Here is a 25323-nt window from a genome sequence, read left to right on the forward strand (position 1 = left end):
TTCCGCCTCGCACGAGAAATATCGAAAGAAACCCGGTTTCTGAGCGTGCGATCTTTTTGAGAAAATTGTCAGAAAGTGCGAGTTATAATAAAACCAAGCTAGTTGGCGATAATATCAACGATGGAAACTATAACTCTCAACCTACCTGCATCCGTCGCTTTAACCGACGAACAATTTTATCAATTGTCCATCGCTAATGAAGAGTGGCGATTAGAACAAACCCCCGAAGGAGAACTAATTATTATGCCTCCAACAGGCGGCGAAAGCGGCATCAGAAATTCGGATCTCAACCTGGGACTCGGTTTGTGGAATCGTCAGACTCGATTGGGAAAAGTCTTTGACTCTTCCACTATCTTTCAATTACCCAACGGTGCGAAGCGTTCCCCTGATGCTGCTTGGGTACTCCTAGAACGTTGGGAAGCATTATCCGCAGAAGATAAGCGCAAATTTCCTCCCCTGTGCCCGGACTTTGTAATAGAATTGCGTTCGCAAAGTGATTCCCTAGAAACATTGCGGGCTAAAATGCGGTATTATCGAACTAACGGCTGTCGCTTAGGTTGGCTAATTGACCCCCAAACGCCTTTAGTAGAAATCTATCGCTTGTCTGAAGATGTAGCAGAAGTGATTAATTTCTCTTTTGACCAACCGCCTACACTTTCGGGTGAAGATGTACTTCCCGGATTTCTTCTAGATATTACACCTATTCTCAATCCTTGAATCTAGATCGAGAACTGTCGCCCAAGTTGCGAGAAACCGGGTTTCTGCGACAATTTTTGGTTGAGTACGAGAGATGTAGGAAGAAACCCGGTTTCTGGGATTAACTGCGTGGCGAGAAACCGGGTTTCTGCGACAATTTTTGGTTGAGTACGAGAGATATAGGAAGAAACCCGGTTTTTGGGATTAACTGCGTGGCGAGAAACCGGGTTTCTGCGACAATTTTTGGTTGAGTACGAGAGATATAGGAAGAAACCCGGTTTCTGAGATTCTTGTGCCTCCAAAAAGTCGATCGCAAATTATCTCCCCGTCAACGTATCCGCATAAGGATCGGGCAAAGCTTGCTGCACCTCCAAAAGCGGCAAAGGATCTCCAGTCAACGGTTGGCTAATCAAATTTTTTTTTACCCCATCCCCCTTGCGATCGCGCTCTTGCAAATGCGATAATTCCTCTTGATAAACCGCAAGAATTCGCGCCAAACTCGCCGCCAAATCATCCCAATTCTCATCTCCTCCCAACTTCTCAGAAATTCCCTCAAATAACTCTCCCGCTTGCCTTTTTTGAACATAAGCTTTCAAAAGCTTTCCCGACTTTTGCAAAACGGCCTGATAAATATCCCCATCAGACCACCACAGCCCCTGTTGACTCAGCAGCCAAGTCAAAATATACTCGCGAGCGTGTTGCTCCTTCACCCAGGCCGCGAGATACTGCAAATCTTCCATAGTTACAACAGTCTCCTCAATTTTCCTCAAAATGTCCGCTTGTTTGTATCTACCGTTACCGCGATCGACATAATACCTGCCTTATCATCACCTGTCGGCGTCATTAATATCCCTTAAATCTTAAAAAAACCCTACTGATTTACCAAACAGCAATTCTGAGAATATAAAAATAAACCTAAACCTCCTAGGTCTATTGTCCAATACTTTTAGTCCACCGGAAAGCGGTACACCCCGCCTCGCTTTCCTCTCTCGCAAACCTATCATCAAGCGGGAACAACCAGCGGGTTATTAGCATGACAAAGCAAAATTTTGGTTTAATCGGTCTAGCAGTGATGGGCGAAAACCTAGCGCTCAACGTCGAAAGCAGAGGCTTCTCCGTGGCTGTATACAACCGCACCGCAGCCAAAACCGACGACTTCATGGCCAAGCGCGCCCCCGGCAAGAACATTGTAGCCGCCAAGACTCTGACAGAATTCGTCGATATCCTAGAAACCCCGCGCAGAATCTTAGTCATGGTGCAAGCTGGGAAACCCGTAGATGCAGTCATCGACCAGCTCAAACCCATGCTGTCACCGGGCGACATGATTATTGACGGCGGCAACTCGCTCTACGACGACACCGAACGCCGCACCAAAGATTTAGAATCGATCGGACTGGGATTTGTCGGCATGGGAATCAGCGGCGGCGAAGAAGGCGCGCTGAATGGTGCTAGTTTGATGCCCGGTGGCACCCGCACTGCTTACGGCCTACTAGAGCCAATTCTCACCAAAATTGCCGCTCAAGTAGATGACGGCCCCTGCGTCACATTCATCGGCCCTGGTGGCGCTGGCCACTACGTGAAGATGGTTCACAACGGCATTGAGTACGGTGATATGCAGCTCATTGCTGAAGCCTACGATTTGCTCAAAAACGTTGGTGGATTGAACGGCCAGCAGTTGCAGGAAGTTTTTGCCGAATGGAATACCACAGACGAGCTCAACTCGTTTTTGATTGAAATTACGGCTAATATTTTCAAGTACATTGACCCGGAAACTAAGCAACCCTTAGTTGAGGTAATTATGGACGCAGCCGGTCAGAAAGGTACGGGCCGCTGGACTGTAATGAGTGCTTTGGAATTGGGCGTGAGCATTCCCACAATTATCGCTGCTGTGAATGCCAGAATCATGTCTTCTTACAAAGACGAGCGCATCAAAGCTTCCCAAGAACTAACCGGGCCTAGCGGCAAGTACGAAGGCGATACTAAAGAGTTTGTGAATAAAGTCCGGGATGCGCTTTACTGCTCGAAGATTTGCTCCTACGCTCAAGGCATGGCGCTGTTGAGCGCGGCATCGAAGTCCTACAATTACGACTTGAGTTTGAGCGAAATTTCCCGAATTTGGAAGGGTGGCTGTATCATTCGGGCTGGCTTTTTGGACAAGATTAAAACAGCTTTCAAGGACGATCCTACGTTGCCGAATTTGCTGTTAGCGCCGGAGTTCAAACAGAGCATTCTCGATCGCCAATCGGCTTGGCGAGACGTGTTAGCTACTGCTTGCCAACTGGGGATTGCAGTGCCAGCATTTAGCGCCTCGCTGGACTATTTTGATAGCTACCGACGCGAAAGATTGCCACAAAACCTCACGCAAGCTCAGCGTGATTATTTTGGGGCTCACACCTACGAACGCACCGACAAACCGCGCGGTGAATTCTTCCACTCTGAGTGGACGCAGACTGCTAAAGAGTCGCTGCAAACCGGTACTACGGACTAATTAATTTTTGTAGGGTGCGTTTCGGCGCACCTTACTAATTTCGGATTTTGAACCGCTTCATCCGTGGGCTCGCCTCTCAAATCTAGAATCTAAAATCTAAAATTCATTGACGTTTGTTTTTGAGATAGGTTTTAATATATTCGTCGTTAAAGAGCGATCGGGCGATCGTCAGTGCTTCTTGTCTTTCTGCGTCTGTCATGTAATCATCGCCTTTTATACCTGATGGCGGGTGTCGAGGATCGCCGCCTGCATCGAGGAATCGCTGACGTGCGATCGCCATTAATTCTCCCAATCTGCGGTCTTGTTCTCTTCTAATATCATGCGGTTTCGTCATAGTCTTCCAGCTCGTCTATACGAATAATCTCGCCACTTTGTAGTATAGCAGCCCTTGGTAAAACTCGACTAGGGGTTTCGATGTACCAAAAGCCCTTTTCTTCATCATATATTCTCCAGATGAGCAAGTCGAGAGTTTCCAGGGCATTGATAATTAAGTATTGAACTCCTGATGATGGCATAGGTTGATGTGTAGTTGAGCCTGTACTGAGCAAATCTGGTACAATTATAACTACTCCTTTAAAATAAATGTAATTTTATGAAACCTTTTATAGTGAGAGCAGCAGCCGTTTTCAGTGATATTGCAGCATTGGTATTTGATAAATTAACAGAAGAAGATCAAAGAAAACGTTTATTAGATAGTGGTATTCTGGAAGTGGATGAAATGACTGGTAAAGAGTTTGAAATATTTCTCAATATCCATTTTAGGAACTTGGGTTATAGTGTTACTTTAACTCAAGATAGTCAAGATTATGGGGCTGATTTAATTTTATACAAAAATGGCTCAAAAACCGTGGTTCAAGCCAAAAGAAGCAAAAATCCAGTTGGGATTAAAGCAGTTCAAGAAGTAGCAGGAGCCGTCAGACATTACAAAGGAAATAAAGGTAGAGTAATCACTAACAACAGATTTACAGAAAACGCTTGCAAACTTGCTCAATCTAACGATGTAGAGTTATGGGATCGAAAAAAACTAATTGAGTTTATACTCACAGCTAAGAATTATCAATAAATCATGTTACAAATTTCTAATACTGTGTTCATTCCTGATGGCGAAATCGAGATTAGTGCGATTCGCTCTCAAGGCGCGGGGGGGCAAAATGTCAATAAGGTGGCGAGTGCGATTCACTTGCGCTTTGATATCCCAGCTTCCTCATTGCCCGATCGCTACAAGGAGCGTTTGTTGCAAATCAACGACCAGCGCATCACCTCCGAAGGTGTGATTGTCATCAAAGCTCAGGAACACCGCAGCCAGGAACAAAACCGGGAAGAGGCTTTGAGACGGCTGCAAGAACTGATTAAAAGTGCGATCGTCATACCGAAAAGGCGCAAACCCAGCAAAGCGACTCGTAGTTCCCAGCGCAAGCGTCTCGACAGCAAAACCAAGCGAGGGCAGATTAAAGCTTTGAGAGGGAAAATTACGGATTGATTGATATAGCAATCCTTGCAGGAGTCGTAAATTTTTGACCCCACCCCAACCCTCCCCTTATCAAGGGGAGGGAGTAAGAAATTCACAAATGATTTAGGATGGCTATAATATCAATTCCTATTAAAATTAGGATATAATTGTAGGTGATGATTGTTAGTTTTAGGAAACAACAATGACAACTACTGCACCTAACGAGCCGACGCTAGCCGATGTTATTGAAAAGCTAGACAAGCTATCGGCAGAAGTTGAGAAATTATCAACTGATGTTGAGAAAACTAATGACAAAACCGACAGATTCAATGACAAATTCGATAACTACCAGAAAGCTACCCAATGGGTTGTGCAACTTGCTTTCACTTTGATTGCAAGCGCCACTATCACGGTGATTATCACTTCTGTTCTCCGTAAGTAATACCAAATCCTACTTTAATATCCTCTTTATAACTTGCTTGTTAGATGCCCGACTTCTTGAAGAAGTCGGGCATCTAATCTGCTTTTTTAGGTTGGTCTAATTAGAACCAAGCAACAAATGTTGTCAGTCGGGATTTGGTGGGCCTAAGTCGTTAGGTAAATCGTTAAGCGTTTTTCCCAAAGCTTTGCAAAGAGCTTTCATTTGAGCAATGGTCAGTTCGGGTTCGTCTAGTCCTCGTTCCCATTTGCTAATGGCTTGCTGAGTTAAGGTTTTTGTGCGAGTCTTGTCGGGAATTTGTTTTGCTAACGCGGATTGTGATAAACCAACAGCCTCCCGCAAGATTTGCAGTGCTGGTATATCTTTCGACTCTTGAGTTTGTTTCTTTCGGGGCATATCATAGAAAATTCACAACCAAAGTTGTTGACAAATCGCTAAAATACAACTAAGGTTGTTTAAGATAGAGACAACAGAAAGGCGGCTCCTTTAGCCGGACGGTGGAAACGCTTTGGTTTAGCGAGCTGCCTTATTTGTAGTTTCTACCCATTATGCCTGCATACCCTTAGTATTTTCCGGGCTTGGGTGCATGACTCAAGCCCCTTTCCCTAGACATGGACAAACCCCTGCGGGTTAGTTATCGTTCGGTGAGGACTCACGACTTGGTAAGTCATCGGGAATTTTGGTTACGTCTAATCCTAAAACCTCAAACATAGTTTTTAGAGAAACCTGGTACAGGTTAGCCATAGCAAGTATGTTTTCAGCATTAGGTAGGGCCTTGCCTAATTCCCAGTCAGCTTGTCTTCGCTCGGAAATTCCGATTTTTTCTTTGACTTGAGGGCGTGTTAGTCCAGCTTGTTCTCTGAGTAGTCTCAATGGAGACTTCTCCTTTTCTTGTAAATCTTCTTCTATCATGGGACGAAATATTCATGAAGTTTACGTCTTAACAAAGGCTTGAATAAGACGTAAACTTCATGTTAGTAGGCAAAACAAAGGCCGCTCAACGAGCCTCCAAGGTCAAAATGCAGGTGTCAACTACCCAGCATCAAGCGGAGTACCGCCGGAGATGTGGGCTTGTATCTGAGCTCCACCGCAATTCCGAGAATCTTTGCAGAATCTCAGCTTTAGTTTCACGGCCCGACACATTAGGGGATGCTGACAAGCTCCCCGTACTCGTCCAGTCCTGCCGGACAAGCAACGTTCTCATGGCAATATTTCGCGCACCCACCAAATCAGCATGAAGCTCGTGTCCGCAACATTCACAGCGAAACAATAGCCCTTTTTTTGGTCTATTGCCTGCTGATGTGTGTCCGCACTTTGGACAGCTTTGCGAAGTATAATGAGCTGGGACTTTAGTAGCTAAAGAGCCGTTCAAATTAGCTTTGTAGTCAATATAGCCGTGCAATTCGGCAAACGACCATTTAACTTTATTTCGATTAGCTCTTCGCTGTTTCTTGCTAGCCTTTTTACCAGACTTGGACTTAATTCTCTCCCGAACTCCGGTTAGGTTTTCCAGTCCAATCAAAGTATTAGGTTTTGCAATATCCTTGCTAATTTGGTGGTTCACGTCAGCGATAAACCGTCTTTCTCTTCCCGACAAAGCAATTAGTCTGCGCTTTGCCGAACGAGTGTCTTTACGCTGAAGAGTTTGTCTAGCTTTATGATAGCGGTTGGCTTTATGTCTAGCGTCGGAACCTGAGTAGAAATTCGACTTGTTTTGTAAGTCTGTTTCTACGGCTAAGTAGCGCATCCCCACGTCAACGCCAGAAACTCTAGTTATTTTCAGTGGGTCGAGTTCAGGGGTTTCTACCTCAATACTTACCATCAAATAGTAAACCTTAGAGGAACGCTGATAGACAATTTTAGCTGCTCCAAACTTGGAACCCTTGGCAATCAAATCCAGATGCTTGTTGTAGCCATCATACGAAACTACTATTCTACCAGCTAGGGTAATAATACTCACCCTCTGCTCGGATTTGAACGAGTAGTCGCGCTGATAATTCAAGGTACAGGTTCGAGAAATATACTTAGGGGGCTGGTCTAGTCCTTTGTACCTTTTCTTGGTGTATCCTTTGGCAATAGCATCGTTAGATTGTTTTACCTTAGTCCAGAGTGTTTTGTAGGTTGCCGACACTTGTCTGGGTACATTGCAAGCCATCTGAGCGCCCAGCCCAAATCGAACACGCAATTCGTTGTAAACAGCCTTTTGCAACTTAGCGCCATTGCTGGTTTTGTTCGCATCAAAAGCAACTCGCGAAGTATGATTCAAGGCATCGCGATAAGCCAAGGTAGTCTGAGACACCAAACCTTTGTGCTCGGCATTCAGGTTGAGTTTTAGCTTGGCGGTGATTATTTGAGGCATTACTTTCACGAAGTCTGAGAAAATTCTATCTCGTGAACATGGAAAAAGCAAGTGGTGTAGCAAAAATTATTTGTTCGCTCATCGACCGCCCCGAACTTTCCGACACATAAAGTCATCGGTTTGGTTCGGGACGGCTCTCCTGGCTCACGCAAATTCCTCCCGACGCTCACCTAGGTACAGGTAGAGCGCGGGACTCCTTTTGGTTTAGTTGAAGAACCGCCTTATTTTTCGTGTCTATCAATTATGCCTGCATAGCCAAGCGTATTTTCGGGGGTTGGGCGCATACCTCAAGCCCCTTTTTTCTCAACGCCGAGGAGGTGATGCCATGTAAAAGGTCGATCGACCTCACAGGAGTGCCCAACTCAAAATTGTATCAGCAGTAATAATTTTTTAACTGTTGGTTTAATTTAATTGCTAATTCGGCCCAAAGCTCTCTGGAAGTTCATCGATTTTTTCTATTTTTAGTTCTCGGCAAATAGCTTTCAACTGAAAGAGAGAAAATTTTGGTTCTGTGGCTCCAGATATCCATCTATGATACGTGGCCCGGGGAATCCCGCATCTAAAAGCAAACTCATCTTGTGATAAGTCTGTTTTGTTGATTCTTAGGGCTTCCAATGGTGAATTGCCCTCCTGTCTTCGTTCTTTTCTTGATGACATTGTAACATAAATCTCAAATTGAGATGTCATACTTGACAAATTTAAATCGACATCTCATAATGAGATACAAGTGACAGAACAAAAGCTGGCCGGTCAGGGCGAACAGCCAAAACCTACAGTTTTGAATAACCGCCTTGAGGTGATGCCATGTAAAAGGTCGATCGACCTCACAAGACAGCCCAACTCAAAATTGTATCAAAGATCCAGACCAAAACTTCAACTTTGCGATCGCACAACTTCCGTGCTATCGTGCCCTTTCTCGAACCATTCCAGATCATGTCCACATCAATTGACAACTTCTACCTAGGCGATGTCGCCTCCAACTTTCACTTTGCAGGCCCGCTGCTAGACTTTGAAGAAGAAATCCAGAATCAATCTCCCTTTCACGATTTAGATTACCTCACAGGCGAAATTAAAAGGGGATTCCTAGACTACGTGCGTCAAGGAATCATGCTGGACGCCATCCGAAAGCTGCGATTGTACAAAGACAAATTCAAAACTTTTAAAAGTTACTGCGAACAAGCATTAGGCAGGCAGTATTTTTACTGCACGCAAATTATCAAAGCTGCGAGCATTTGCCTGCGCTTAATTAAAGCCGGATTTGAGATTTTGCCTAGCTGCGTTGCTCAAGTTGTCCCTTTGTTCAAACACGCAATTACCGACCAATACGGCGACTGTCGTTTACAGGAAAAGTGGCAAGAAGTTGTCGATGTCATACCCAAAGAAAGGATTACGGCAGTAACTATTGCTGAAACCGTTGACAACAATCCCAACCTCCGGCTCAAACAAATTCGGATTAAAACCGACACCTACGCCATTTTAACGAAAAAAGCAGCCGCAGCCGGACTGTCAATTTCGGAATTTTTGGCAAGGTTGGTTGGCGAATACAATCCCAGAAATTCAGACCAGCCAGCGGAACATACTCCCGAACAAGAGGAGATTTTAGACCAATTAGACGCGGAGTTTAAGAAGCCGACCACGGAAACGACTTCAACTTCTGCCCCAGGAAAAGTTAAGTCTAAAGGTTTTGGAGTCAAAGTTGAGCCAAAAGGTGGTAAAAGGGAAGTGAAGGCGAAAACTTCGGAAAGGGAAGTTAAGGCGAAAACTTCGGAAGGTGAAGTTAAGTTAAAAAATCGGCAAACTGAAATCAAAGCCGAGAAACAGTCGAATTCATTTAATGAGAAAAATCATGAAGTCATCTGCCCAAAATCCTATCATGCGTCAACTGAAATTAATGGAGGCTCAACTGAACGAAATTCAGTGCCACCTTATTAAAGCCAGTGTGTTGAATTGGTGGCAAATAGTTTTGCCTGACGGTCAGAAAATTGCGATCGAGCACGCGGGCGGCGGACACTGGATTTTTCGGGCTAACGGGCTTGAGAAATTTCATCCAGAAGTGCGGCTAGCGGTGTTAAGGGCGATCGCCGAAGGCTGTCGCCGATAAGTTACGGGTAAGGACACGGCATCACAGCCGTGTCCCGGAAGGGGCTGGTAGGCGATCGATCTGATTTCATATCATTTGGGGATGCAGGGGGGCGATCGACATCAGTTAGGCTTGGTGTCTGAGTCCAAGATTTAGGCGATCGAGTAATGCTTCTAAATTCGTAAGTGTTCGTTGTTTTATCTTTTAACGCTTCGGTAATCGTGTTATTTCTCTATGGTGGCGGGAGTTGTCGCAGCAATCCCTTTTTTTAGCTGGATTGTAGCAAGTCAGGGCTGTCAGTTGCACTGAGTCAGGGGCTGGGTGCGAATGGGCGATCGTAAGTAAGGTAATATAGATTGATGGAGTAGCTACGCCTTGACATGAAACTACCTGACTACACCACTGCTTATAAATACTCGATTAAAAGTAAGGTGGAACTGGAAGCGGAGTTTAATAGCCTCGCAGAAGAATGGCGTACCGAGACAAGGATGCTGTCATTGGTTGCACAGAAGTCAATGCACCCAGCTTACCAGAGAATTATTGGCATGGGACAGCCTGTTGCACCGTTGATTTTGCGCGATCTTGAACAAAAACCCGATCGTTAGTTTTGGGCGTTGAGGGCTATTAGTGGTGAACATCCGGTAAAACCGAACAGCGTGGTTGGATGTCCCAAATGGCTCAAGCGTGGATACAATGGGGGAAAAAAACGGTTATGTAATTATATTTAGACATATGGTTAAAATTATCTGGACTGACTATATGCAATATAGAGCCGAGTTAAGGGGGTTTGACTTAAGTATCTTGGAAAATATTATTAGATTTTCGGGAGAAAGGTATGATGACACAGTAACGGGAACTCAAATTGTTGTGGGTAAACATAATCAGGAATTGGTTATGATACCTTATGAAATAAATGAAGATTCTATTACTCCGATCACTGTGCATACAACTACTCGTCAACAAATAAAGTTTCGTTTAACAAGTGGGAGATTGGTAATTTATGAATAATCCAAAAATGGCGTATTTTGAAAAAGAGGATATTCTTCATTTAACGATTTCTGATGAACGGGAAGTCGGAAGTGTGGAAATCAGCCCTAATATTACGGTAGAACTCAATGAAGCCGGGGAATTAATTGGGATTGAAATTATTAATGCTAGTGCTTTTATTCGAGATTCAATTTTAGAATCTGTGCAAGCTAGATTATTAACATTCAGCGGAAATAAGTAGCCAATTCGTTAATGAGAAGGCTGATATAATTCTAATTATTATGAGTTGTTCAACCAAATTTAGTAAAAAGTAATTTATAGGGACAACTAAAAAATGACTGTAAATGAGCCGACCATAAGATTTAAAATAGTGATACCAGATGAATCTCAATGGACAAATAAACAAAGAGGTACTTTTTGGGAAACTGTGTCAGCAGATTTATTTCGTAAACAACGATGGAAAGTAACTCAAGATATAGAATTTGAAGGAATGCAAACTGATATCTATGTCAAACACTTAGATACTGATGAAATAGGATTAATTGAATGTAAATTTCAGCAAGAGCTTATAGATGCTCCTACTATATTCAAGTTAATGGGTCAAGCTCTTTACAAAAAGGTTGACTTTGCCTACTTACTCTCAAATTCTGATCTTAACAAAAACGCAAAACCGGTTGTTCTTGAATATAAACAGCAACAAAATAAACCATTTAGTTTAGTGAGTTGGAGTTCAAATGAACTTGCTGAAGTATTTATGGGTTTATATAATATTAAACCGCCTGATATGGGTAAAATAAGTGGTCGTTGTGAAACTATTACATTATTAGTAACGCATGAAAAAAATTTCTTTTGGGTCGCAGAAGAAATAGGAAATAGTCATAGTCCAAATTGTGCTATTATTTTCCCAACTCAAAAGAGTAACAGATGTTTGAGTTCAGAAGAATGGAAAGAATATTTTGCTAGTGATAAAGAGTGGAAAAATCTTGAAGTTACTGTTTTCAATCCAACAGTAATTGAGCCTAAAAATAAATTAATAAACCAGTCGATTTCGGAAAAAAGAGTAACAATATCGAACATTAATCAGGCTGATAGTTTTGATGATTACCATCGTCCATCCCGCCCTGAAGATTTTTTTGGACGTAAGACACATCAACATAAGTTTTGGGAGTTTGTCAAAAAAGTAAGGGATAACAGCACAGACTTAAGAGTTGTTTCTTTTTCGGGAAATACAGGGTTAGGCAAATCATCTTTAGTTCTTAAGTTAGCATCAGAATGCGGTAGTAAATCAGAAAATGAAGATAAGAGAAATGTTTACATATATCATATAGATGTTACGAGCGTCAACCAAACAAATGTAGATTTATTTGTAAGTGCCGCTATTACAAAAGCATTAGAAGGTGCTATTGATAGTAAATTTGTTGAGATTCCTAATTACCTAGTATCTCTAAATCCTGAATCACCTTTTGATAGTGAATCAATTCGATTATTAATAGAAAACCTTGAAAATAGTGGTAAGGTGATTGTAATCTTTTTCGATCAATTTGAAGAAATTTTGACGAGATATGCACTTTCATCTCTTTACGGTTTGTTTAAGGAAGCAGCTTATAAGATTGATTGTTTAAAAAAGAATATAGTTTTAGGCTTTTGCTGGAGAACCGATGTTCATTTACCCCCAGAACATCCAGCATCTTCTACATGGGAAAAGCTACAAGAGCGACTAAAAAATATTAAGTTGGCTGAATTTTCTGAGTCAGAATCATTAGAATTATTAGAGGGATTTCAGGAATATGTAACAACTAAGAAAGATAAAGAATTAGAAATAATTACAAAAGCCACTTCGTTGCGTGACAATCTTTCTAGTCAACCTTGGTTCAATCAACCTTGGTACTTAAAAAGAGAGTGCGGTGAACTTTATAATCAAGATATTGATCAATCTAAACTTGATCCAGACCCGAACAAGGTGATAACCAAGTCTGATATCGAAACAAGCTTTAATAAAGATATTCAGGGAGCTATTATCACTGGAGATGATAAGTGTTTAAAGTATATAGCTAAATTTTCTCCAGTTTCTAAGATGGATGTACGCCGCGAGTTTAATAAAGATGTAATTAGTAGCCTCTTAAAAAGCAAGCTAGTTATTGAAACTGGGGAAAACTATAAAATCTACTGGGATATATTTCGTGAATATTTGTTGGATGGTAAGCTACCTGAAATGATAATAAGCTATAGACCCCGAACGAAAATTTCAACGGCCTGGAAAATCTTTAGACGGCTTAATCAATATCAAACAATATCAGACTTAGTAAGGGTATTAGGCTATAGCGAGGGCGTAGTTGAGAATGCTATTCTGGATTTGCAAAAGTTTTTTGAAGTAAGAAAGGACGAAAGAGGCAAAATAATAGTATTAGAGAAATTTCTAAAGTTACAAGATGAGGAAATAGCTGAAATATTAGCTGAACAAATCCAGAATCATGTCATAATAAAAAAAATTTATGAACAACTGAAACCAGGTGAATGGATATGGCTTGCTCAATTTCAAAAATTGTTGTCTGAGCAATATAATTTGAACTCAACAACGGCATCGGATTATGCCAGTCGAATGTTGTCATGGTTTCATTTTGCTGGTTTGCTGGAGGAAAGAAATAGGCAAATAGTCAGACCAAATAATCCAAAGCAGGGGAAACAAAAAGGGAAACCTGAAAATTGTGAGCCTCCTTATGCTTCACAACCTAAATCCACTGTAGTTGAGGGACAACTCTCCTTGTTGGATACCAGTAGCTATCGCAGTCGCCATGATGATTAGGACAATTTTATTTGTGGGATAACTTACGTGGCGTTGCTGATTTACGGTATGAAAGGCTAAATATGCACATCATAGAAACCAGTATTCACAACGCTTCGGGATTTTCAAGTGATTTTTTTCATACCCTGATTAAGCAACGCCGTTAATTGTCTAGCGAAAGACCAGACTCTCGGTAGGACGGCCAACCTAAAACCCTTGATTTATAAATGATGGAAATTCATGGACACAACTGGACTCGAACCAGTGACCCCTACGATGTCAACGTAGTGCTCTAACCAACTGAGCTATGCGTCCTCACGAATTCCTAATGTAGCAGAACATTCGATCGCCTGTCAAGCATAAATATGAAATTTTTTAAGCAGGCACTCTTGACATCGCCCCTAATGCCCCATCCCCCGCCAAATCTTCACAGTTCGATCGCCCGCACCGCTAGCCAAACTCCCCCCATCAGCACTAAACGCCACCGACAAAACCTCCTCCCCGTGGCCCGTCAGAATTTCCAGCAAACCCCCCGTACCCGCATCCCACAAATAAATCGTCCCATCCCGACTCCCCGTCGCCAAAACCCTACCATCGGGACTCAACGCCACACACAAAACATCCCCAGAATTGTCCCTCATACTCCGCAGCAGCGTCCCTCGCCCCTGTGCATCCACCCGCCACAGCTTCGCCGTACCATCCCGACTCCCCGTCGCCAAAATCGATGATCCTTCTGCATCTCCCCCCCTTACCAAGGGGGGGCTGGGGGGGGTCTGACCGGCAGGGGACACAGAGGAAGTCAATCCTTCTCCTACTCCCCCCCTTACCAAGGGGGGGCTGGGGGGGGTCGCAAAAACGATCGCCCGCACCCAATCCCCGTGCTCTGCTAAAGTACAAATCGATCGACCCTTTTGCCAATCCCACAACTGCACAGTCTTGTCCCGGCTGCCGCTAGCCAAAAACTCCCCGCCAGAACTAAAAGCCACCGCCTCCACCCCGCCAGCGTGACCAGTCAAAGCCGACATCGGCCTTCCCTTATTCAAATTCCACAACTGCACAGTTTTGTCCCGACTGCCGCTAGCCAAAACCTGACCATCCCGACTAAACGCCACAGCAGCAACCCTGTCAGAATGACCAGCCAAAGCGTACCACCACTTACCCTTATTCAAATCCCAAATATGAATCATTTTGTCCCGGCCGCCACTAGCCAAAGTCGCGCCATCAGGACTAAACGCCACACAAGTCACCCAGTCAGAATGACCCGTAAGAGTGTACCACCGCCTACCAGTCTCCAACTTCCACATCTCAATCGTCTTGTCCTCACTGCCGCTAGCTAAAGTCGCGCCATCAGGACTGAAAGCTACCGACGTAACAGCATTAGAATGCCCTACCAGAGTATGAACACACCTCCAAGTAGGCGCGCGTGCGGGCACAACCCGCTGCATCGGCGGCACAGGTAAAATGGTGCCTGCAACCGTTGGCGGCACTGCATTCTGCACCACAGGCGTCCTCTGCGGCACGGAAATTTTAGGCGCTGGTAGGGGCGGTGCCCCCGTGCCCGCCCCCGTGCCCGCCCCCGCCGACTGCTGCGGCTGCAAATCTTTCAATACCTCAGCTACAGATTTGTAGCGCCGACTGAGACTCGATTCGATCATTTTGTCGAGGATGCGACTTAATTTCGGATCAATTGGAACCTTCAAAAAGTCTCGCCAAACCCAAGCATCTTGATTGATATCGAACAAATCAAAAGGAGATATTTGAGTCAGCAAATAAATGCAAGTTACTCCCAAACTATACAAATCACTGGCATAAACCGCTTGACCTCTAATTTGTTCCGGCGCGACGAATTCGGGAGAACCGATGACTGTACCGGTTTCTCTCAAACCCTCCACAAGTTTTGCAGCGCCAAAATCAACTAAAACTAATTCCCCGGTTAATGTTGGGTAAGTATAAATGGTGGGAGTTTGAGAAAGGCGGCGGCGGATAATATTGGGGGGTTTAATATCTCGGTGAATTACACTGCGATCGTGCACGAACTGCAATACTGGCAATAAATCCTTCAGCAGACTAAGAATCTGACTTTCGCTGAAAGGCCCACTCCGCGCCAACTCTTCCTGTAAATTCTGACCTTCTATAAATTCCTGTACCAAATACTGATAGCGTTCCTGCTGAAAGTGCGCCAGCAGTTCGGGAATTTGCGGGTGTTTCCCCAATTCGTCTAGCCGCACCGCTTCTCGGTTGAATAATTCTGCTGCTTTCTCGCTGCTGCTGGTACCTTGGGATAGGGGAAAAAACTGTTTAATTGCACAGCGCGGTTTTGAGGGTTTGTCTTGGTCTATTGCTAAAAAAGTGCGGCCAAAACCGCCGCGCCCAAGGGGTTTGATGGCGCGGTAACGCTCTCTGAGCAACAGTTTGGAGCCGCAATTCAGGCAGAATTGGGTACGATCGGCATTTTGCGGGTTTTGACAGGCGGGGTTTAGGCAATAACTCATAACTAAACCGAGAAGGAATCAGCAGCACATCTCTATGATACTGACGCCCAAGCGCGATCGACTCTCGCGTTACAATTAAAAACCAAAGGACTTGAGTCGTCAGAATTTAAGATGTGGCTTTTACTTTCAGAGCATACTCTTTAAACCTTTCCAAGTCAGCCTGAATTGTCGATTCAACCACGCGGCCCAGAAATAGGTTATCCATCAATTTTCCCAGCCAGCCGGGAATTCCGTAAGCCACTGTCAGCTTGACGATACTGCTGTCTTTGCGATCGTAAAATCTTACGGCACCTCGATTTGGTAAGCCGTCTACCGATTCCCACTGAATTATCTGATTCGGCACTAATTTGAGAATCCGAGAAAGCCAGCTAAATTCTAACCCGCCAGTTGCGAGTTTCCAGCGAGACAACTCTGGATCTTCTTCGAGAACATGAACAGATTCTATCCACTTCATCCAGCGCGGCATTTGCTCTAAATCTGACCAGAGTTGCCACGCTAATTCGATGGGAATTGCCACTTCTACTTGGACACTGTGTTCTAACCAATCAGTCATGGGATTTTAGATTTTAGATTTTAGATTTTAGATTGAAGAATTGTTTCTTTTTTTCTTGTTACCAGGAAGAGCCTGGTAACGCAGATCCAGAGGCTCCGCCTCACTTTTCCTCTCGAATACTGGAGGCAGAGCCTCCCGATCGCCCTTCCCAGGCAGAGCCTGGGAACGAGAGAAAACGATAGAAGACTAAGGACTAATGACTGTAAGCTTCGAGAATTGCCTTAGCGGCTTGATGGCCTGAAAGTGTCGCTCCTTCCATACTATCAATGTAGTCTTGCTGAGTGTAACTTCCTGCTAAAAAGAAATTGGCGATCGGAGTTTTTTGAGCAGGGCGGAAAACATCCATTCCCGGTGCTTCGCGATACAAAGATTGAGCTAGCTTCACTACACTGTACCAAGTCATGTTTAATTCCCGCGCTGACGGGAATAAATCCTGAACTTGCTTAAGTACGTGTTGGGCGATCGCCTCATTGCTTTGTTTAATAAACGGATCTCCCGGAGTCAACACCAACTGCAACAGAGAACCTTGTCCTTCCTTATAATAATCCTTGGGACTTGTCAGCGCCAAATCAGCAAAACAGGAAAAATCTGCATCTGCTGAATATAGCAAATTATCGATGCCGACAGCGTGGCTCAACTGTTTGCGCTTGGCTTCGTCTTCCAATTCCGTTACCCAACCGTCGAACCGCAATTGCACTGTAGCAACTGGCACCGCATCTAATTTATAAATGTTGTCAAATTCTGACCATTTGCGCCAAGCTGGGGGCAATATTTTCTGAATTCCTGGTACGTCTAATGCAAAAAGATAAGCATCAGCGGTAATAGTTTCTTCAGTTTCGCCGCTAGCTACTGCCAAGCCTGTGACGCGGGTTTCTGCACCTTCTTCAAACTGAATTTCTCGGACTCTGCGCCGCGTGTAAATTTTTGCTCCTTTCTTTTCCAAATATTCCACAATTGGCTTGTGCAAATATTCGCTGGGAGAACCGGCCAGCATTCGCATCCTTGATGCTTCTGTTTTGGTAGCAAAGAATTGAAATATTGTCAGCATACACCGAGCAGAAATATTTTCGGTGTCGATAAAACCCAGTGCGTAGGCGATCGGATTCCACATTCTTTTGAGCGAGTTTTGGTTGCCGCCATGACTGCGGAACCAGTCAGCAAAGCTAACTTTATCCAAATCGCGGATGGTTTTCATCGCTCCGTCAAAGTCGATCAAACCTCGGACGATCGGGCTAGTTCCCAGGGCGATCGAATTTTGGATTTTGTCCTGTACCGATAGCTGAGATGTAGTAAAAAATGCCTTCAATCCGTGCAAAGGAGCACCCACCGGAAAGCGAAAATCCAAAGAACCAGTTTCGCCGCCTCGATTGATAAAAGTGTGGACGTGTTCTTTGACGAGCAAGTCGTCAAAAGCTCCCACTTTTTTCATCAGGGCAAATAAGTTATAATAGCAACCGAAGAAGACGTGCAAACCCATTTCAACGTGATTGCCGTCGGGATCTACCCAACTGCCGACTTTGCCGCCAACAAAGGGGCGGGATTCAAAAATTTCTACTTCGTGGCCGGCCTCCACTAAATCGACTGCTGTGGTCATTCCAGCCAGTCCCGCACCTGCGATCGCAACCCGCATTTTACCTATCCTTTACAGTATTTTTACAAATTGTAACAAAATTTAGAATATTAGAAATATTATTAAAGTTCGTAAATGCCGATCGACACTTGTATAGCCCTCTGAATTCTGGCTAGGACATCGGCACTAAGTTGACCGTAAGCGCCTTGTTCCAGATAAGTCTTTTGGACAGTTATAATTTGCTCGCAGACAGCCAGCGAGTCAGATTCTAACCCTCCTTCACCAGGCGGAATCAAAACCCGACTCGGAGTTTCGCCCCCTCTCAAATCGCTAGTAAAAGGGACAATCAGTACAGTACGGCTCAATTCATTCCGGCTATCTATGGAAACGACAGCAACAGGACGCTTTTTGGTATCTCCGATCGTTCGCAAAGCTCTAACAAGATAAACTTCGCCTTGTCGCGGATAAGCTTCTGTCATTGTATCAAAGACCTTCCTCTATTAAAATTTCTTCCATTTGTTCCTGAGCAAATGTTGCCCATTCTTCCTCAAACTCAATATCTTCTTGGCTGCAGTTTTGATAAAACTTCCGCAACTTATCTTCTATTTGCTTAGCGTACCAGAGACGGAGAGCTTGTTCGATCGCCTCCGTCCAATCATCAGTAAGTTGGTCTATTTTCTCCGCGAATTCAGCATCAAGGGCGACTAACACTTCTCGCTTTTGAGTAGAATTTGACATAATCATTTTCCTTTATAATTTAAAAACTAGGGTGCGCTGGGGCGCACCTTACAAATTACTTTTACATATTCTTTCTTCCTTCTTCCTTCTTCCTTCTTCCTGCTTCTTTATTCCTTCAAAACATCGGCATTAACTGAAGTGGCCCAATTCCCAACTCTTTAGCAGACACCCAGCGAACCTCAAGCAAAGCGATCATATCCTTAAACTGAGGCTGACCGCGAGAAGCACCCATCAACCCTTTAGCAATAATCAAACCGCACCAACCGTTGGTTAATTTACAGCGACGGTCCCATTTCTTGCGAGCTTCCTGATGCACCGGATCGTCTTCATTAAACTCCCCAAACAAATACAGCTCCCCATTTTTAGTTTGCAAAATACCCAAGTCGAATTGCTCATCCTGAAAAGGATTTTCGCCCGGATTAAAACCAATCCCCTTCACACCTCCAGCTTCTTTCAAATCCTGAATCATAGTTTTTGCCTTCGGATGAGAAGTTTGGATCATCACCACCGGCAAACCATCTCCGGCGGTATTAATATCAACTTCTGCACCTTGGTGAAACTGGACACTTTGGCGCAGGAAATCTACCGTTTCCCAAGGTACGGCACCGAGACTCAAAAATGAATTTTGCGGTACTAAATCGTCCCGCAGCAGTGGCTTGTCAAATTCATCATCGTCATCATCGTCATCATCGTCATCACCGAGCATCTGTAATAATTCGTCTGACACATCGGGCATCGTGGAAACTTTAACGGATACCTGTTGAATTTCTCCGTCAGGCTGCGGAACAGGGATGCGGTAGCGGCTGCTAAGAGTGGGAAAAGTGTCTGAGCCCAATTTCCGGCGGCCGTTGCGGAAAAAGCGATGAAATGCTTCGAGAGCAACTAACATCGTGAGGGCTTCTTCTTCGTAAAGGATCGATCGCAATCCTTCTAAAGGATGTAGGTTGCCGAAATTTGGTTCAATTTCCGAGGGAGGCAAATCGGCTAAATCAATTTCGTCCTCGTCGTCCTCATCAATATCTGCTGCACTTTCAAAGGTAACAAACAAACAGTCTTGCCCTAAAAAAGCCTGTTCTAAATCTTCAAAAGATTCATCGTTGACGACTCGTTCTCGAAACCGCTTCAAGGATTCTAGAGAACGGTACAGTAAAACTCCGTAATCCATTCTGCCTTGCCCCAATACGGACACGTAGAGGCTGGCGACATCCCACTGATTGATTTCAATAGATATAATTTGGTGTTCCCTCAAAGTCCGCCACGGAGCGTCTTGCCAAATTTGAGCAGCTTTTTCCATTAAAACTTCAGCATACTGAGGTGGCAACTCAGGAGGTCTGTTGATGGCGACCTCTTCCATGCCGCGAAATATTTCGTCAATTAGGGGCAATTCCGGCACGTAGTCAATGGAAATGCCTAAATCTTGAAGTACGCCCCGCAGATAAAATTGAATTTCTCGGTTTTTGACTACTATTTTTTGGGGGCGGACTGCGGGAGCCGGACTTTGGGGATGTTCCATTGCCCGTAGCAGGGCCCGGACGAGCGCCTCTGGGCCGGCATCTGGGCCTACCATGTCCATAGCCCTCACGACTCCTTCGGAGCCATCGACCCAGAGAATGCACTCGCCACCAGCTTCTAGAACGTCATCGTCATCTAGCATCATGTGTGAGTCAGCATTAGATAAGGGTCGGCGATCGCCCTCCCACACGCTGGGAATTTGAGGTAAGTTTTGTAGCCGACGAAGAGTAGTGCGATTCAGCGCTGCCATAGAGTAAGCCCGTTGGGTGAAGCATTGTTGCGGTGCCGGTAGCCGGTCAACCGCTGCTTATCAATCATAAACCCTATAGGGGGAGAGGACATCGAGCTGGGGAACGAGGCCTCACGGGAATTAAAAATTAGAAGCTAAAAATTCGGCCTTCAGCATCTAACCTTATGCCTTCTGGCGAATGCCTGTACAATGGAGGGATAAGATTACACTCTTAGCATTAGACAATCTCAGGAGTTCGGCAAATTATGACTCAAGCCATTTCTGAAAAGCGCGGCATTCAAATGACGGACTCTGCTGTCCGTCAAGTTTTAGCTCTGAGAGAGAAACAAGGTAAAGACCTCTGCTTGCGGGTAGGGGTGCGCCAGGGCGGCTGCTCTGGTATGTCTTACGTCATGGATTTCGCAGATCCGAGCACTGTGAAATCCGACGATGAAGTGTTCGACTACGATGGTTTTCAGGTAGTTTGCGATCGCAAGAGCATTCTTTATCTCTACGGTTTGGTTCTCGACTTCAGCGATGCTATGATCGGGGGCGGTTTTCAGTTTACTAACCCCAACGCAACTCAAACTTGCGGTTGTGGCAGTTCATTTTCTACATAAATTGGAAAATAGGGCATTGGGGATTGGTAATTGCTAATTGCTGAGAATGCCTCGGACTGCCTTGCGGCGTCCGGCACCCAATGCTCTTTCCAATCTAAAATCTCAAATCCCAAATCTAAAATCGAATGACCCCTGAAGAATTGTTTAAAGACGGTTTCGATCGCTACCAAGCTGGCGAAGCCCCGGCTAATCTGATCCCCGTGTTTAAAGAAGTGTGCGAAAAAGCTCCCAAAAATGGCAATGCTTGGGCTAGCCTCGCGTGGCTCTACCTGTTGGAAAATAAACCATCTTCGGCTCAAAAAGCAGCGAAAACAGCCGTTAAATTGAACCCTCATGACCCCCAAGCTCGCATCAACCTAGCAGTAGCGATCCTCGATCTCAAAGAGAAAGGAGTGCGTCCCCACGTAGAAGTGGCTCAGCAACTTCTGATGGCTTCCGAAGAGTTACTCGACGAAGTTAAAAAAAATTTTGAAGAAGGATTAAGTAGAAAACCCGACTGGAAGAGTCTCGCCCGCGTTAAACAGTGGCTTCTGGAGCCGTAACCGCGCAAACAAGTCTATTTGGGGCGGGGATCGACGAAAGTGGCTTTGCGGTTTATTACGACATCGTAATAAATCAATAAATAACTTTATGGAAAACTCAGAAAGTCAGTGCTAGTATTTGAAGACTTAGACGATTGACAAACCCGCTCAGCGGTTTTCAGATTTTACTACGATAATACTAGGAGTTGTAAAAACATGAGCACTGACAGCCACGTTAACATCAAACCCGCAACCCGCAACCACAAAGGTTTCTTTATTCAGCCAGCTTCTTACAAGTTGATGAGCATCGATAAATCCGGTTGGGCCTTGATTTGCATGGACAAAGCAGTTTGTCACTACGTAGACCCGGATGATTTGCAATTGCCCAATAAATCAGGAATGTCTGAAGGTTAATTCTGAAGTTGTGAGAGACTTTAAGATGCTTTATTTGAGTAGCTGCCCTCCATGGAGGGCAGCATCTTTTTTAGTAAGAAAAAAGTCCGGCAACGCGCAGTGAGCTCATGTCAGGTCGCTCAACCATAATATCCGGTCGGGGCGGGTTTATTGGATTTGGGATTTGTGTTGAATATCACGGTGAACCCGCCCCTACAACAATCACGATCGATTCACCGGACATGATATGAATCGGGATTTAAGGGATAGGCTGTTACGAATCTAGATTGTATTTTTGGGCGGGCGGGACGCTAGGGCCCCTACTCCCCACAAGACTTTGATTTTTTTTTGACACACAATTTAAGGCCGCAACAGCTTAGGAATGAGAATTAAATAACTTCCAAAAGTTTGTGGGATGGGCCTGAAAGCCCGTCCTGTTTGGACGGGCTCTTAGGCCCATCCCACAATAACAATTAAAATTGTAAGTTATTTAATTCGCGATCCTTAGAAGGATAGAAGGAAGAATTACCGATTACAAATTACCGATTACAAATTGCCTAATTGTTGTTAGATTTCAAGGCAAAAAGCATCTCCAACTCAGCAGTTGTCGGTTGCGTAGAAGCTGTGGCTACGCTAACTCCTCGGAGAGAATTCAGCAATTCAGCGGCGGGCGGGGAAACTAAATTTGGCTGTACTGCAAGCAAATATTGGTTAGCCCAAGACAGGGTTTTTTCCATATCTATGTAAAAGTAACCTTGGTTGGCTTGCGGTAAAGAAGTGGCGATCGCCTGAAAACTCGGACTGCTGCTTAACGGCTGGGGCGGCGTCGAAGTAATCACATCAACTAAAGGGCCACCGAAAGCTACAAACACAGAATTTTCATTCAGCCAACCGTGCCCGAATAAAGTGCCTTGCTGGGGTATTTTCCATTCCGTAACTTCCTTTCCTTGAACTTGTCTGGGGGCGACACTGACTGTAGGATTGCTTTTGGCGATCGCATCGAGTTTTTTCAGAGTTGCTTCTGCAGCAGGGCGATCGCTGGTTTCAAAAATCATCGCCGCCCCCATGCCCAACTGAGACAAAATCCCTTGATCCGAACCGATCGCCCCGATCGCAAATTCCCCATTCATCCAACCAAAAACCTCTCGATCCGCATCCAAATCCAACCGCTTAAAACTATCCCTCACCTGCTGAACTCCCCTGTCAACTTCCGGGCTATCTTGTGCCTCAGCGGTTGCTTGCGACCAAATTTTATCGATTCCCTGGCCGCCGACTAAAGCAATAGTTTCACCAGGAAATCTGGGTAACAATTTCGATGGGACTTGTGGATTTTGCTCGACGAATTTAGGGTCTAACTGAGCGATAGTTTTTACCCTCAATCCCGCACTGTCCGCCCCAATTCCCGCAACCATTGACTTGACTTGTTTGAACTGCGAAAAAACTGTCCAAGGCAACTGGATATCAGCGGGCAAATTAGCTTTCAATTGCTCAATTGCAGCAGGATAATCAGCAATATAAACAGTTGCGATCGGATTCTTGACACCAGCACTCTCTGCAAAAAACTTAGTTGTGCTCTGCTGCGTAGCGAGGGAGGGTTCTCCTTTAAAAGTATCGATCGCCAATTCCACAGGCTGTCTCAAAGGAGCCATCACTAATTGGTCGTTCAGCAAAGCCACACTGTAGCGCTTGCCAGTTGGCTCTGCAATCTCAAAAATTTTAACTCCTTTATACTCGGTTTCTTGAGTAGTTGCACCGGGCTGAGATTTTAATTTATTCGCAAAATTCCAAGCGCTAATTTTATTTTTGACGCTGACTACTACCAGCAGTTTTGGAGGCTCTGTATTCGTGACAGCATCAGGGGGTAGCAAAGCGACCATCACCCCCCCCAGCCAAGGTTTTAAGTCCCTGTCAAAGTCGATTTGAGTGCCTGCCAAGCTTTGTTCTTGAAAGGTCTTCAAACCCATCCCTACCAACTTTTGAGCCCCAGGCGTGCCAAATCGCTGCAATTGTGACAACGCTTGGGGATTGGGGGAGATAAAGGCGGCCATCATTGCTTCGTCGGGCACAACTTTGGCGCTGTCTTGAGGGTTGGATACTTGTTGGCTCAAACCCTGGAAGTAAAAGTAGACCGCAGCGCTACCTGCTGCGGCGATGGAGGCAGCAATTAGAAGCTTTGATTTTTTTGCAGGCATGGTTTGTGTTCCTCGTGTCCTTTATCAGTTTAATGAAAATACACTTGGCTTGTCGGGAGGGGATCGAGGCTGCTGTTTATTTTTGTATGATTTAACACAAGTTTGGACGATCGTCTAAACTACTAAAAATGTGCATTGCGGGTAAAAGATGAAAGTAGCGATCGCGGGAGCAACAGGATTTGTAGGTAGCCGGCTGGTGGAGAAGCTGCAAGCTGCGGGACATCAAGTGGTGGTTTTGAGCAGGGATGGGGCGAAGGCTAGCCGAGTTTTTCCGGCTTCAGCTTATCCGAATTTGGAAGTTGTCGCCTACACTCCTGCGGAGTCTGGTGATTGGCAAAAGTCGATCGCGGGCTGCGACGCTGTTGTCAATTTAGCTGGGGTTCCGATTGCGGAGGAAAGGTGGACGGAGGCGCGCCAGCAAGCAATTCTGGACAGTCGCAAACTGACTACGGCAAAATTGGTCGAGGCGATCGTCAATGCTAATCCTAGACCATCTGTGTTTGTTAGCGCATCGGCGATCGGCTATTACGGAACCAGCGAAACCGCTGAGTTTGACGAAACTAGCCCTGCGGGAAACGATTTTTTAGCAGCAGTTTGCAAAGACTGGGAAGCAGCCGCCCAACCTGCAAAAAATGCGGGAACGCGGTTAGCAATTTTGCGGCTGGGGATAGTTTTGGGAATGGGAGGCGCATTGGCAAAAATGCTGCCACCTTTTAAACTATTTGCAGGCGGGCCGCTGGGCACTGGGAAACAGTGGTTTTCTTGGGTGCATCGCGAGGATGTGGTTGATTTAATTTTGTACGCTTTGCAAAATTCGCAAGTTGAAGGCGTTTTGAATGCAACAGCACCGAATCCGGTGCGGATGAATGAATTGTGCCAAACTTTAGGGGAAGTTTTAAAGCGGCCTTCTTGGTTGCCGGTGCCAGGTTTTGCTTTAGAAATGCTTTTGGGAGACGGGGCAAAACTTGTTTTGGAAGGGCAGAAAGTGTTGCCGAAACAAACTTTAGCTAGTGGTTTTCAATATCAATATCCGACGCTTAAATTAGCACTCGAAGAAATTTTATCGGGAAGCTAGAAATCGAATCCTCGTTGTTCAAGAAACCGGGTTTCTGCGATAATTCTGGCATCTTCACGCCCGATTTGGTGAAGAAACCCGGTTTCTGAGGCCCTGCCAACCATCCAAGAAACCGGGTTTCTGCGATACTTTTGGCATCCTACCGAA

General features: G+C 44.9%; 29 protein-coding genes and 1 tRNA gene. 15 read left to right on the forward strand and 15 right to left on the reverse strand.

What is annotated here, in order from left to right:
* Window positions 1–120: 120 nt before the first annotated feature.
* Window positions 121–717 (forward strand): Uma2 family endonuclease, encoded by a 597-nt coding sequence (locus QUB51_RS06760; protein ID WP_333055566.1) that lies wholly within the window; start codon window positions 121–123, stop codon window positions 715–717.
* 296 nt (window positions 718–1013) lie between these two features.
* Here the strand turns inward: QUB51_RS06760 and QUB51_RS06765 are convergent, their stop codons facing one another.
* Window positions 1014–1436: a hypothetical protein gene (locus tag QUB51_RS06765; RefSeq protein ID WP_333055567.1), complete on the reverse strand. Its 423-nt coding sequence runs from the start codon at window positions 1434–1436 to the stop codon at window positions 1014–1016.
* Between the two features lie 293 nt (window positions 1437–1729).
* Here QUB51_RS06765 and gnd point away from each other — a divergent pair, with 293 nt between their 5' ends.
* Window positions 1730–3184, forward strand: coding sequence for a decarboxylating NADP(+)-dependent phosphogluconate dehydrogenase (gnd, locus tag QUB51_RS06770; protein ID WP_333055568.1), 1455 nt, complete (start codon window positions 1730–1732; stop codon window positions 3182–3184).
* A 103-nt stretch (window positions 3185–3287) separates the two neighbouring features.
* On the opposite strand, the gene QUB51_RS06775 is transcribed toward gnd, so the two are convergent.
* Together QUB51_RS06775 and QUB51_RS06780 are read right to left on the reverse strand one after the other, a co-directional pair.
* On the reverse strand, window positions 3288–3518 hold the full coding sequence (locus QUB51_RS06775; protein ID WP_333055569.1) for a hypothetical protein: 231 nt from the start codon (window positions 3516–3518) through the stop codon (window positions 3288–3290).
* Window positions 3502–3699 (reverse strand): hypothetical protein, encoded by a 198-nt coding sequence (locus QUB51_RS06780; RefSeq protein ID WP_333055570.1) that lies wholly within the window; start codon window positions 3697–3699, stop codon window positions 3502–3504. The genes QUB51_RS06775 and QUB51_RS06780 overlap by 17 nt, the downstream gene beginning before the upstream one ends.
* Before the next feature lie 77 nt (window positions 3700–3776).
* Here QUB51_RS06780 and QUB51_RS06785 point away from each other — a divergent pair, with 77 nt between their 5' ends.
* The 3 genes from QUB51_RS06785 (at window position 3777) to QUB51_RS06795 (ending at window position 5076) form a co-directional block, all read left to right on the forward strand.
* Entirely contained in the window at window positions 3777–4247 is a 471-nt protein-coding gene (locus QUB51_RS06785; protein WP_333055571.1) for a restriction endonuclease, read from the forward strand.
* A gap of 3 nt (window positions 4248–4250) precedes the next feature.
* On the forward strand, window positions 4251–4664 hold the full coding sequence (gene arfB, locus QUB51_RS06790; RefSeq protein ID WP_333183163.1) for an alternative ribosome rescue aminoacyl-tRNA hydrolase ArfB: 414 nt from the start codon (window positions 4251–4253) through the stop codon (window positions 4662–4664).
* A 172-nt stretch (window positions 4665–4836) separates the two neighbouring features.
* Window positions 4837–5076 carry a hypothetical protein gene (locus QUB51_RS06795; RefSeq protein WP_333055573.1) on the forward strand — a complete coding sequence of 80 codons (240 nt, stop codon included), beginning with the start codon at window positions 4837–4839 and terminating at the stop codon, window positions 5074–5076.
* 123 nt (window positions 5077–5199) lie between these two features.
* On the opposite strand, the gene QUB51_RS06800 is transcribed toward QUB51_RS06795, so the two are convergent.
* The 4 genes from QUB51_RS06800 to QUB51_RS06815 form a co-directional block, all read right to left on the reverse strand.
* Complete coding sequence (locus QUB51_RS06800; protein ID WP_333038826.1) at window positions 5200–5469, reverse strand: helix-turn-helix transcriptional regulator; 270 nt, start codon at window positions 5467–5469, stop codon at window positions 5200–5202.
* 234 nt (window positions 5470–5703) lie between these two features.
* Window positions 5704–5985, reverse strand: a complete 282-nt coding sequence (locus QUB51_RS06805) for a helix-turn-helix transcriptional regulator (protein WP_333055574.1) — start codon at window positions 5983–5985, stop codon at window positions 5704–5706.
* Window positions 5986–6115: 130 nt separating this feature from the next.
* Window positions 6116–7432 (reverse strand): transposase, encoded by a 1317-nt coding sequence (locus QUB51_RS06810; RefSeq protein WP_333208030.1) that lies wholly within the window; start codon window positions 7430–7432, stop codon window positions 6116–6118.
* Between the two features lie 414 nt (window positions 7433–7846).
* On the reverse strand, window positions 7847–8119 hold the full coding sequence (locus QUB51_RS06815) for a helix-turn-helix transcriptional regulator (RefSeq protein ID WP_333038831.1): 273 nt from the start codon (window positions 8117–8119) through the stop codon (window positions 7847–7849).
* A gap of 246 nt (window positions 8120–8365) precedes the next feature.
* Between QUB51_RS06815 and QUB51_RS06820 the strand changes: the two genes are divergently transcribed.
* The 6 genes from QUB51_RS06820 to QUB51_RS06845 all read left to right on the forward strand — a co-directional run bounded on the left by QUB51_RS06820 (window position 8366) and on the right by QUB51_RS06845 (window position 13302).
* Complete coding sequence (locus tag QUB51_RS06820; RefSeq protein ID WP_333055575.1) at window positions 8366–9364, forward strand: hypothetical protein; 999 nt, start codon at window positions 8366–8368, stop codon at window positions 9362–9364.
* Between the two features lie 7 nt (window positions 9365–9371).
* Window positions 9372–9533, forward strand: coding sequence for a hypothetical protein (locus QUB51_RS06825; protein ID WP_333055576.1), 162 nt, complete (start codon window positions 9372–9374; stop codon window positions 9531–9533).
* Window positions 9534–9892: 359 nt separating this feature from the next.
* Window positions 9893–10117 carry a hypothetical protein gene (locus QUB51_RS06830; RefSeq protein WP_333259380.1) on the forward strand — a complete coding sequence of 75 codons (225 nt, stop codon included), beginning with the start codon at window positions 9893–9895 and terminating at the stop codon, window positions 10115–10117.
* Between the two features lie 55 nt (window positions 10118–10172).
* Window positions 10173–10520 (forward strand): hypothetical protein, encoded by a 348-nt coding sequence (locus QUB51_RS06835; RefSeq protein WP_333259383.1) that lies wholly within the window; start codon window positions 10173–10175, stop codon window positions 10518–10520.
* Window positions 10513–10740, forward strand: a complete 228-nt coding sequence (locus tag QUB51_RS06840) for a DUF2283 domain-containing protein (protein WP_333259386.1) — start codon at window positions 10513–10515, stop codon at window positions 10738–10740. The genes QUB51_RS06835 and QUB51_RS06840 overlap by 8 nt, the downstream gene beginning before the upstream one ends.
* Window positions 10741–10833: 93 nt before the next feature.
* Window positions 10834–13302 (forward strand): restriction endonuclease, encoded by a 2469-nt coding sequence (locus QUB51_RS06845; RefSeq protein WP_333259389.1) that lies wholly within the window; start codon window positions 10834–10836, stop codon window positions 13300–13302.
* Between the two features lie 220 nt (window positions 13303–13522).
* On the opposite strand, the gene QUB51_RS06850 is transcribed toward QUB51_RS06845, so the two are convergent.
* The 7 genes from QUB51_RS06850 to QUB51_RS06880 all read right to left on the reverse strand — a co-directional run bounded on the left by QUB51_RS06850 (window position 13523) and on the right by QUB51_RS06880 (window position 20396).
* Window positions 13523–13596: transfer RNA gene (locus QUB51_RS06850), tRNA-Val, on the reverse strand.
* A gap of 86 nt (window positions 13597–13682) precedes the next feature.
* Window positions 13683–15773: a serine/threonine-protein kinase gene (locus tag QUB51_RS06855; protein WP_333259392.1), complete on the reverse strand. Its 2091-nt coding sequence runs from the start codon at window positions 15771–15773 to the stop codon at window positions 13683–13685.
* 106 nt (window positions 15774–15879) lie between these two features.
* Complete coding sequence (locus QUB51_RS06860; protein WP_015175311.1) at window positions 15880–16326, reverse strand: SRPBCC family protein; 447 nt, start codon at window positions 16324–16326, stop codon at window positions 15880–15882.
* A 193-nt stretch (window positions 16327–16519) separates the two neighbouring features.
* Window positions 16520–17956 carry a 9,9'-di-cis-zeta-carotene desaturase gene (zds, locus tag QUB51_RS06865; RefSeq protein ID WP_333055582.1) on the reverse strand — a complete coding sequence of 479 codons (1437 nt, stop codon included), beginning with the start codon at window positions 17954–17956 and terminating at the stop codon, window positions 16520–16522.
* A gap of 62 nt (window positions 17957–18018) precedes the next feature.
* Complete coding sequence (locus tag QUB51_RS06870; RefSeq protein WP_333055583.1) at window positions 18019–18375, reverse strand: type II toxin-antitoxin system PemK/MazF family toxin; 357 nt, start codon at window positions 18373–18375, stop codon at window positions 18019–18021.
* 4 nt (window positions 18376–18379) lie between these two features.
* A complete protein-coding gene (locus QUB51_RS06875; RefSeq protein ID WP_333055584.1) occupies window positions 18380–18634 on the reverse strand; it encodes a hypothetical protein in 255 nt (84 codons plus the stop codon).
* A 115-nt stretch (window positions 18635–18749) separates the two neighbouring features.
* On the reverse strand, window positions 18750–20396 hold the full coding sequence (locus QUB51_RS06880; protein WP_333055585.1) for a DUF6930 domain-containing protein: 1647 nt from the start codon (window positions 20394–20396) through the stop codon (window positions 18750–18752).
* A gap of 245 nt (window positions 20397–20641) precedes the next feature.
* Between QUB51_RS06880 and QUB51_RS06885 the strand changes: the two genes are divergently transcribed.
* The 3 genes from QUB51_RS06885 (at window position 20642) to QUB51_RS06895 (ending at window position 21930) form a co-directional block, all read left to right on the forward strand.
* Window positions 20642–20995 carry a HesB/IscA family protein gene (locus QUB51_RS06885; protein WP_006632680.1) on the forward strand — a complete coding sequence of 118 codons (354 nt, stop codon included), beginning with the start codon at window positions 20642–20644 and terminating at the stop codon, window positions 20993–20995.
* Window positions 20996–21120: 125 nt separating this feature from the next.
* The gene (locus tag QUB51_RS06890; protein WP_333055586.1) at window positions 21121–21537 is read left to right on the forward strand and encodes a tetratricopeptide repeat protein; all 417 of its coding nucleotides are present in this window, start codon (window positions 21121–21123) and stop codon (window positions 21535–21537) included.
* Between the two features lie 195 nt (window positions 21538–21732).
* Window positions 21733–21930, forward strand: coding sequence for a hypothetical protein (locus tag QUB51_RS06895; protein WP_006632682.1), 198 nt, complete (start codon window positions 21733–21735; stop codon window positions 21928–21930).
* 536 nt (window positions 21931–22466) lie between these two features.
* On the opposite strand, the gene QUB51_RS06900 is transcribed toward QUB51_RS06895, so the two are convergent.
* Complete coding sequence (locus tag QUB51_RS06900) at window positions 22467–24101, reverse strand: DUF3352 domain-containing protein (RefSeq protein ID WP_333259396.1); 1635 nt, start codon at window positions 24099–24101, stop codon at window positions 22467–22469.
* Window positions 24102–24249: 148 nt separating this feature from the next.
* Here QUB51_RS06900 and thyD point away from each other — a divergent pair, with 148 nt between their 5' ends.
* The gene (gene thyD / locus QUB51_RS06905) at window positions 24250–25176 is read left to right on the forward strand and encodes a thylakoid membrane protein ThyD (RefSeq protein WP_333259399.1); all 927 of its coding nucleotides are present in this window, start codon (window positions 24250–24252) and stop codon (window positions 25174–25176) included.
* The last annotated feature ends 147 nt before the right edge of the window (window positions 25177–25323 follow it).

Origin of the sequence: Microcoleus sp. AT8-A3, from assembly GCF_036705675.1 — a bacterium.
Taxonomy (GTDB): domain Bacteria; phylum Cyanobacteriota; class Cyanobacteriia; order Cyanobacteriales; family Microcoleaceae; genus Microcoleus.

What these genes read in the sequence shown, in the direction of transcription:
- QUB51_RS06880 (WP_333055585.1), bottom strand. Translation starts at nt 20,396, where the DNA reads ATGGCAGCGCTGAATCGCACTACTCTTCGTCGGCTACAAAACTTACCT.
- gnd (WP_333055568.1), top strand. Translation starts at nt 1,730, where the DNA reads ATGACAAAGCAAAATTTTGGTTTAATCGGTCTAGCAGTGATGGGCGAA.
- QUB51_RS06885 (WP_006632680.1), top strand. Translation starts at nt 20,642, where the DNA reads ATGACTCAAGCCATTTCTGAAAAGCGCGGCATTCAAATGACGGACTCT.
- QUB51_RS06795 (WP_333055573.1), top strand. Translation starts at nt 4,837, where the DNA reads ATGACAACTACTGCACCTAACGAGCCGACGCTAGCCGATGTTATTGAA.
- QUB51_RS06890 (WP_333055586.1), top strand. Translation starts at nt 21,121, where the DNA reads ATGACCCCTGAAGAATTGTTTAAAGACGGTTTCGATCGCTACCAAGCT.
- QUB51_RS06785 (WP_333055571.1), top strand. Translation starts at nt 3,777, where the DNA reads ATGAAACCTTTTATAGTGAGAGCAGCAGCCGTTTTCAGTGATATTGCA.
- QUB51_RS06875 (WP_333055584.1), bottom strand. Translation starts at nt 18,634, where the DNA reads ATGTCAAATTCTACTCAAAAGCGAGAAGTGTTAGTCGCCCTTGATGCT.
- QUB51_RS06860 (WP_015175311.1), bottom strand. Translation starts at nt 16,326, where the DNA reads ATGACTGATTGGTTAGAACACAGTGTCCAAGTAGAAGTGGCAATTCCC.
- QUB51_RS06830 (WP_333259380.1), top strand. Translation starts at nt 9,893, where the DNA reads ATGAAACTACCTGACTACACCACTGCTTATAAATACTCGATTAAAAGT.
- QUB51_RS06800 (WP_333038826.1), bottom strand. Translation starts at nt 5,469, where the DNA reads ATGCCCCGAAAGAAACAAACTCAAGAGTCGAAAGATATACCAGCACTG.
- QUB51_RS06810 (WP_333208030.1), bottom strand. Translation starts at nt 7,432, where the DNA reads ATGCCTCAAATAATCACCGCCAAGCTAAAACTCAACCTGAATGCCGAG.
- QUB51_RS06765 (WP_333055567.1), bottom strand. Translation starts at nt 1,436, where the DNA reads ATGGAAGATTTGCAGTATCTCGCGGCCTGGGTGAAGGAGCAACACGCT.
- arfB (WP_333183163.1), top strand. Translation starts at nt 4,251, where the DNA reads ATGTTACAAATTTCTAATACTGTGTTCATTCCTGATGGCGAAATCGAG.
- zds (WP_333055582.1), bottom strand. Translation starts at nt 17,956, where the DNA reads ATGCGGGTTGCGATCGCAGGTGCGGGACTGGCTGGAATGACCACAGCA.
- QUB51_RS06775 (WP_333055569.1), bottom strand. Translation starts at nt 3,518, where the DNA reads ATGACGAAACCGCATGATATTAGAAGAGAACAAGACCGCAGATTGGGA.
- QUB51_RS06845 (WP_333259389.1), top strand. Translation starts at nt 10,834, where the DNA reads ATGACTGTAAATGAGCCGACCATAAGATTTAAAATAGTGATACCAGAT.
- QUB51_RS06900 (WP_333259396.1), bottom strand. Translation starts at nt 24,101, where the DNA reads ATGCCTGCAAAAAAATCAAAGCTTCTAATTGCTGCCTCCATCGCCGCA.
- QUB51_RS06760 (WP_333055566.1), top strand. Translation starts at nt 121, where the DNA reads ATGGAAACTATAACTCTCAACCTACCTGCATCCGTCGCTTTAACCGAC.
- QUB51_RS06840 (WP_333259386.1), top strand. Translation starts at nt 10,513, where the DNA reads ATGAATAATCCAAAAATGGCGTATTTTGAAAAAGAGGATATTCTTCAT.
- QUB51_RS06855 (WP_333259392.1), bottom strand. Translation starts at nt 15,773, where the DNA reads ATGAGTTATTGCCTAAACCCCGCCTGTCAAAACCCGCAAAATGCCGAT.
- QUB51_RS06820 (WP_333055575.1), top strand. Translation starts at nt 8,366, where the DNA reads ATGTCCACATCAATTGACAACTTCTACCTAGGCGATGTCGCCTCCAAC.
- QUB51_RS06815 (WP_333038831.1), bottom strand. Translation starts at nt 8,119, where the DNA reads ATGACATCTCAATTTGAGATTTATGTTACAATGTCATCAAGAAAAGAA.
- QUB51_RS06895 (WP_006632682.1), top strand. Translation starts at nt 21,733, where the DNA reads ATGAGCACTGACAGCCACGTTAACATCAAACCCGCAACCCGCAACCAC.
- QUB51_RS06870 (WP_333055583.1), bottom strand. Translation starts at nt 18,375, where the DNA reads ATGACAGAAGCTTATCCGCGACAAGGCGAAGTTTATCTTGTTAGAGCT.
- QUB51_RS06805 (WP_333055574.1), bottom strand. Translation starts at nt 5,985, where the DNA reads ATGATAGAAGAAGATTTACAAGAAAAGGAGAAGTCTCCATTGAGACTA.
- QUB51_RS06780 (WP_333055570.1), bottom strand. Translation starts at nt 3,699, where the DNA reads ATGCCATCATCAGGAGTTCAATACTTAATTATCAATGCCCTGGAAACT.
- thyD (WP_333259399.1), top strand. Translation starts at nt 24,250, where the DNA reads ATGAAAGTAGCGATCGCGGGAGCAACAGGATTTGTAGGTAGCCGGCTG.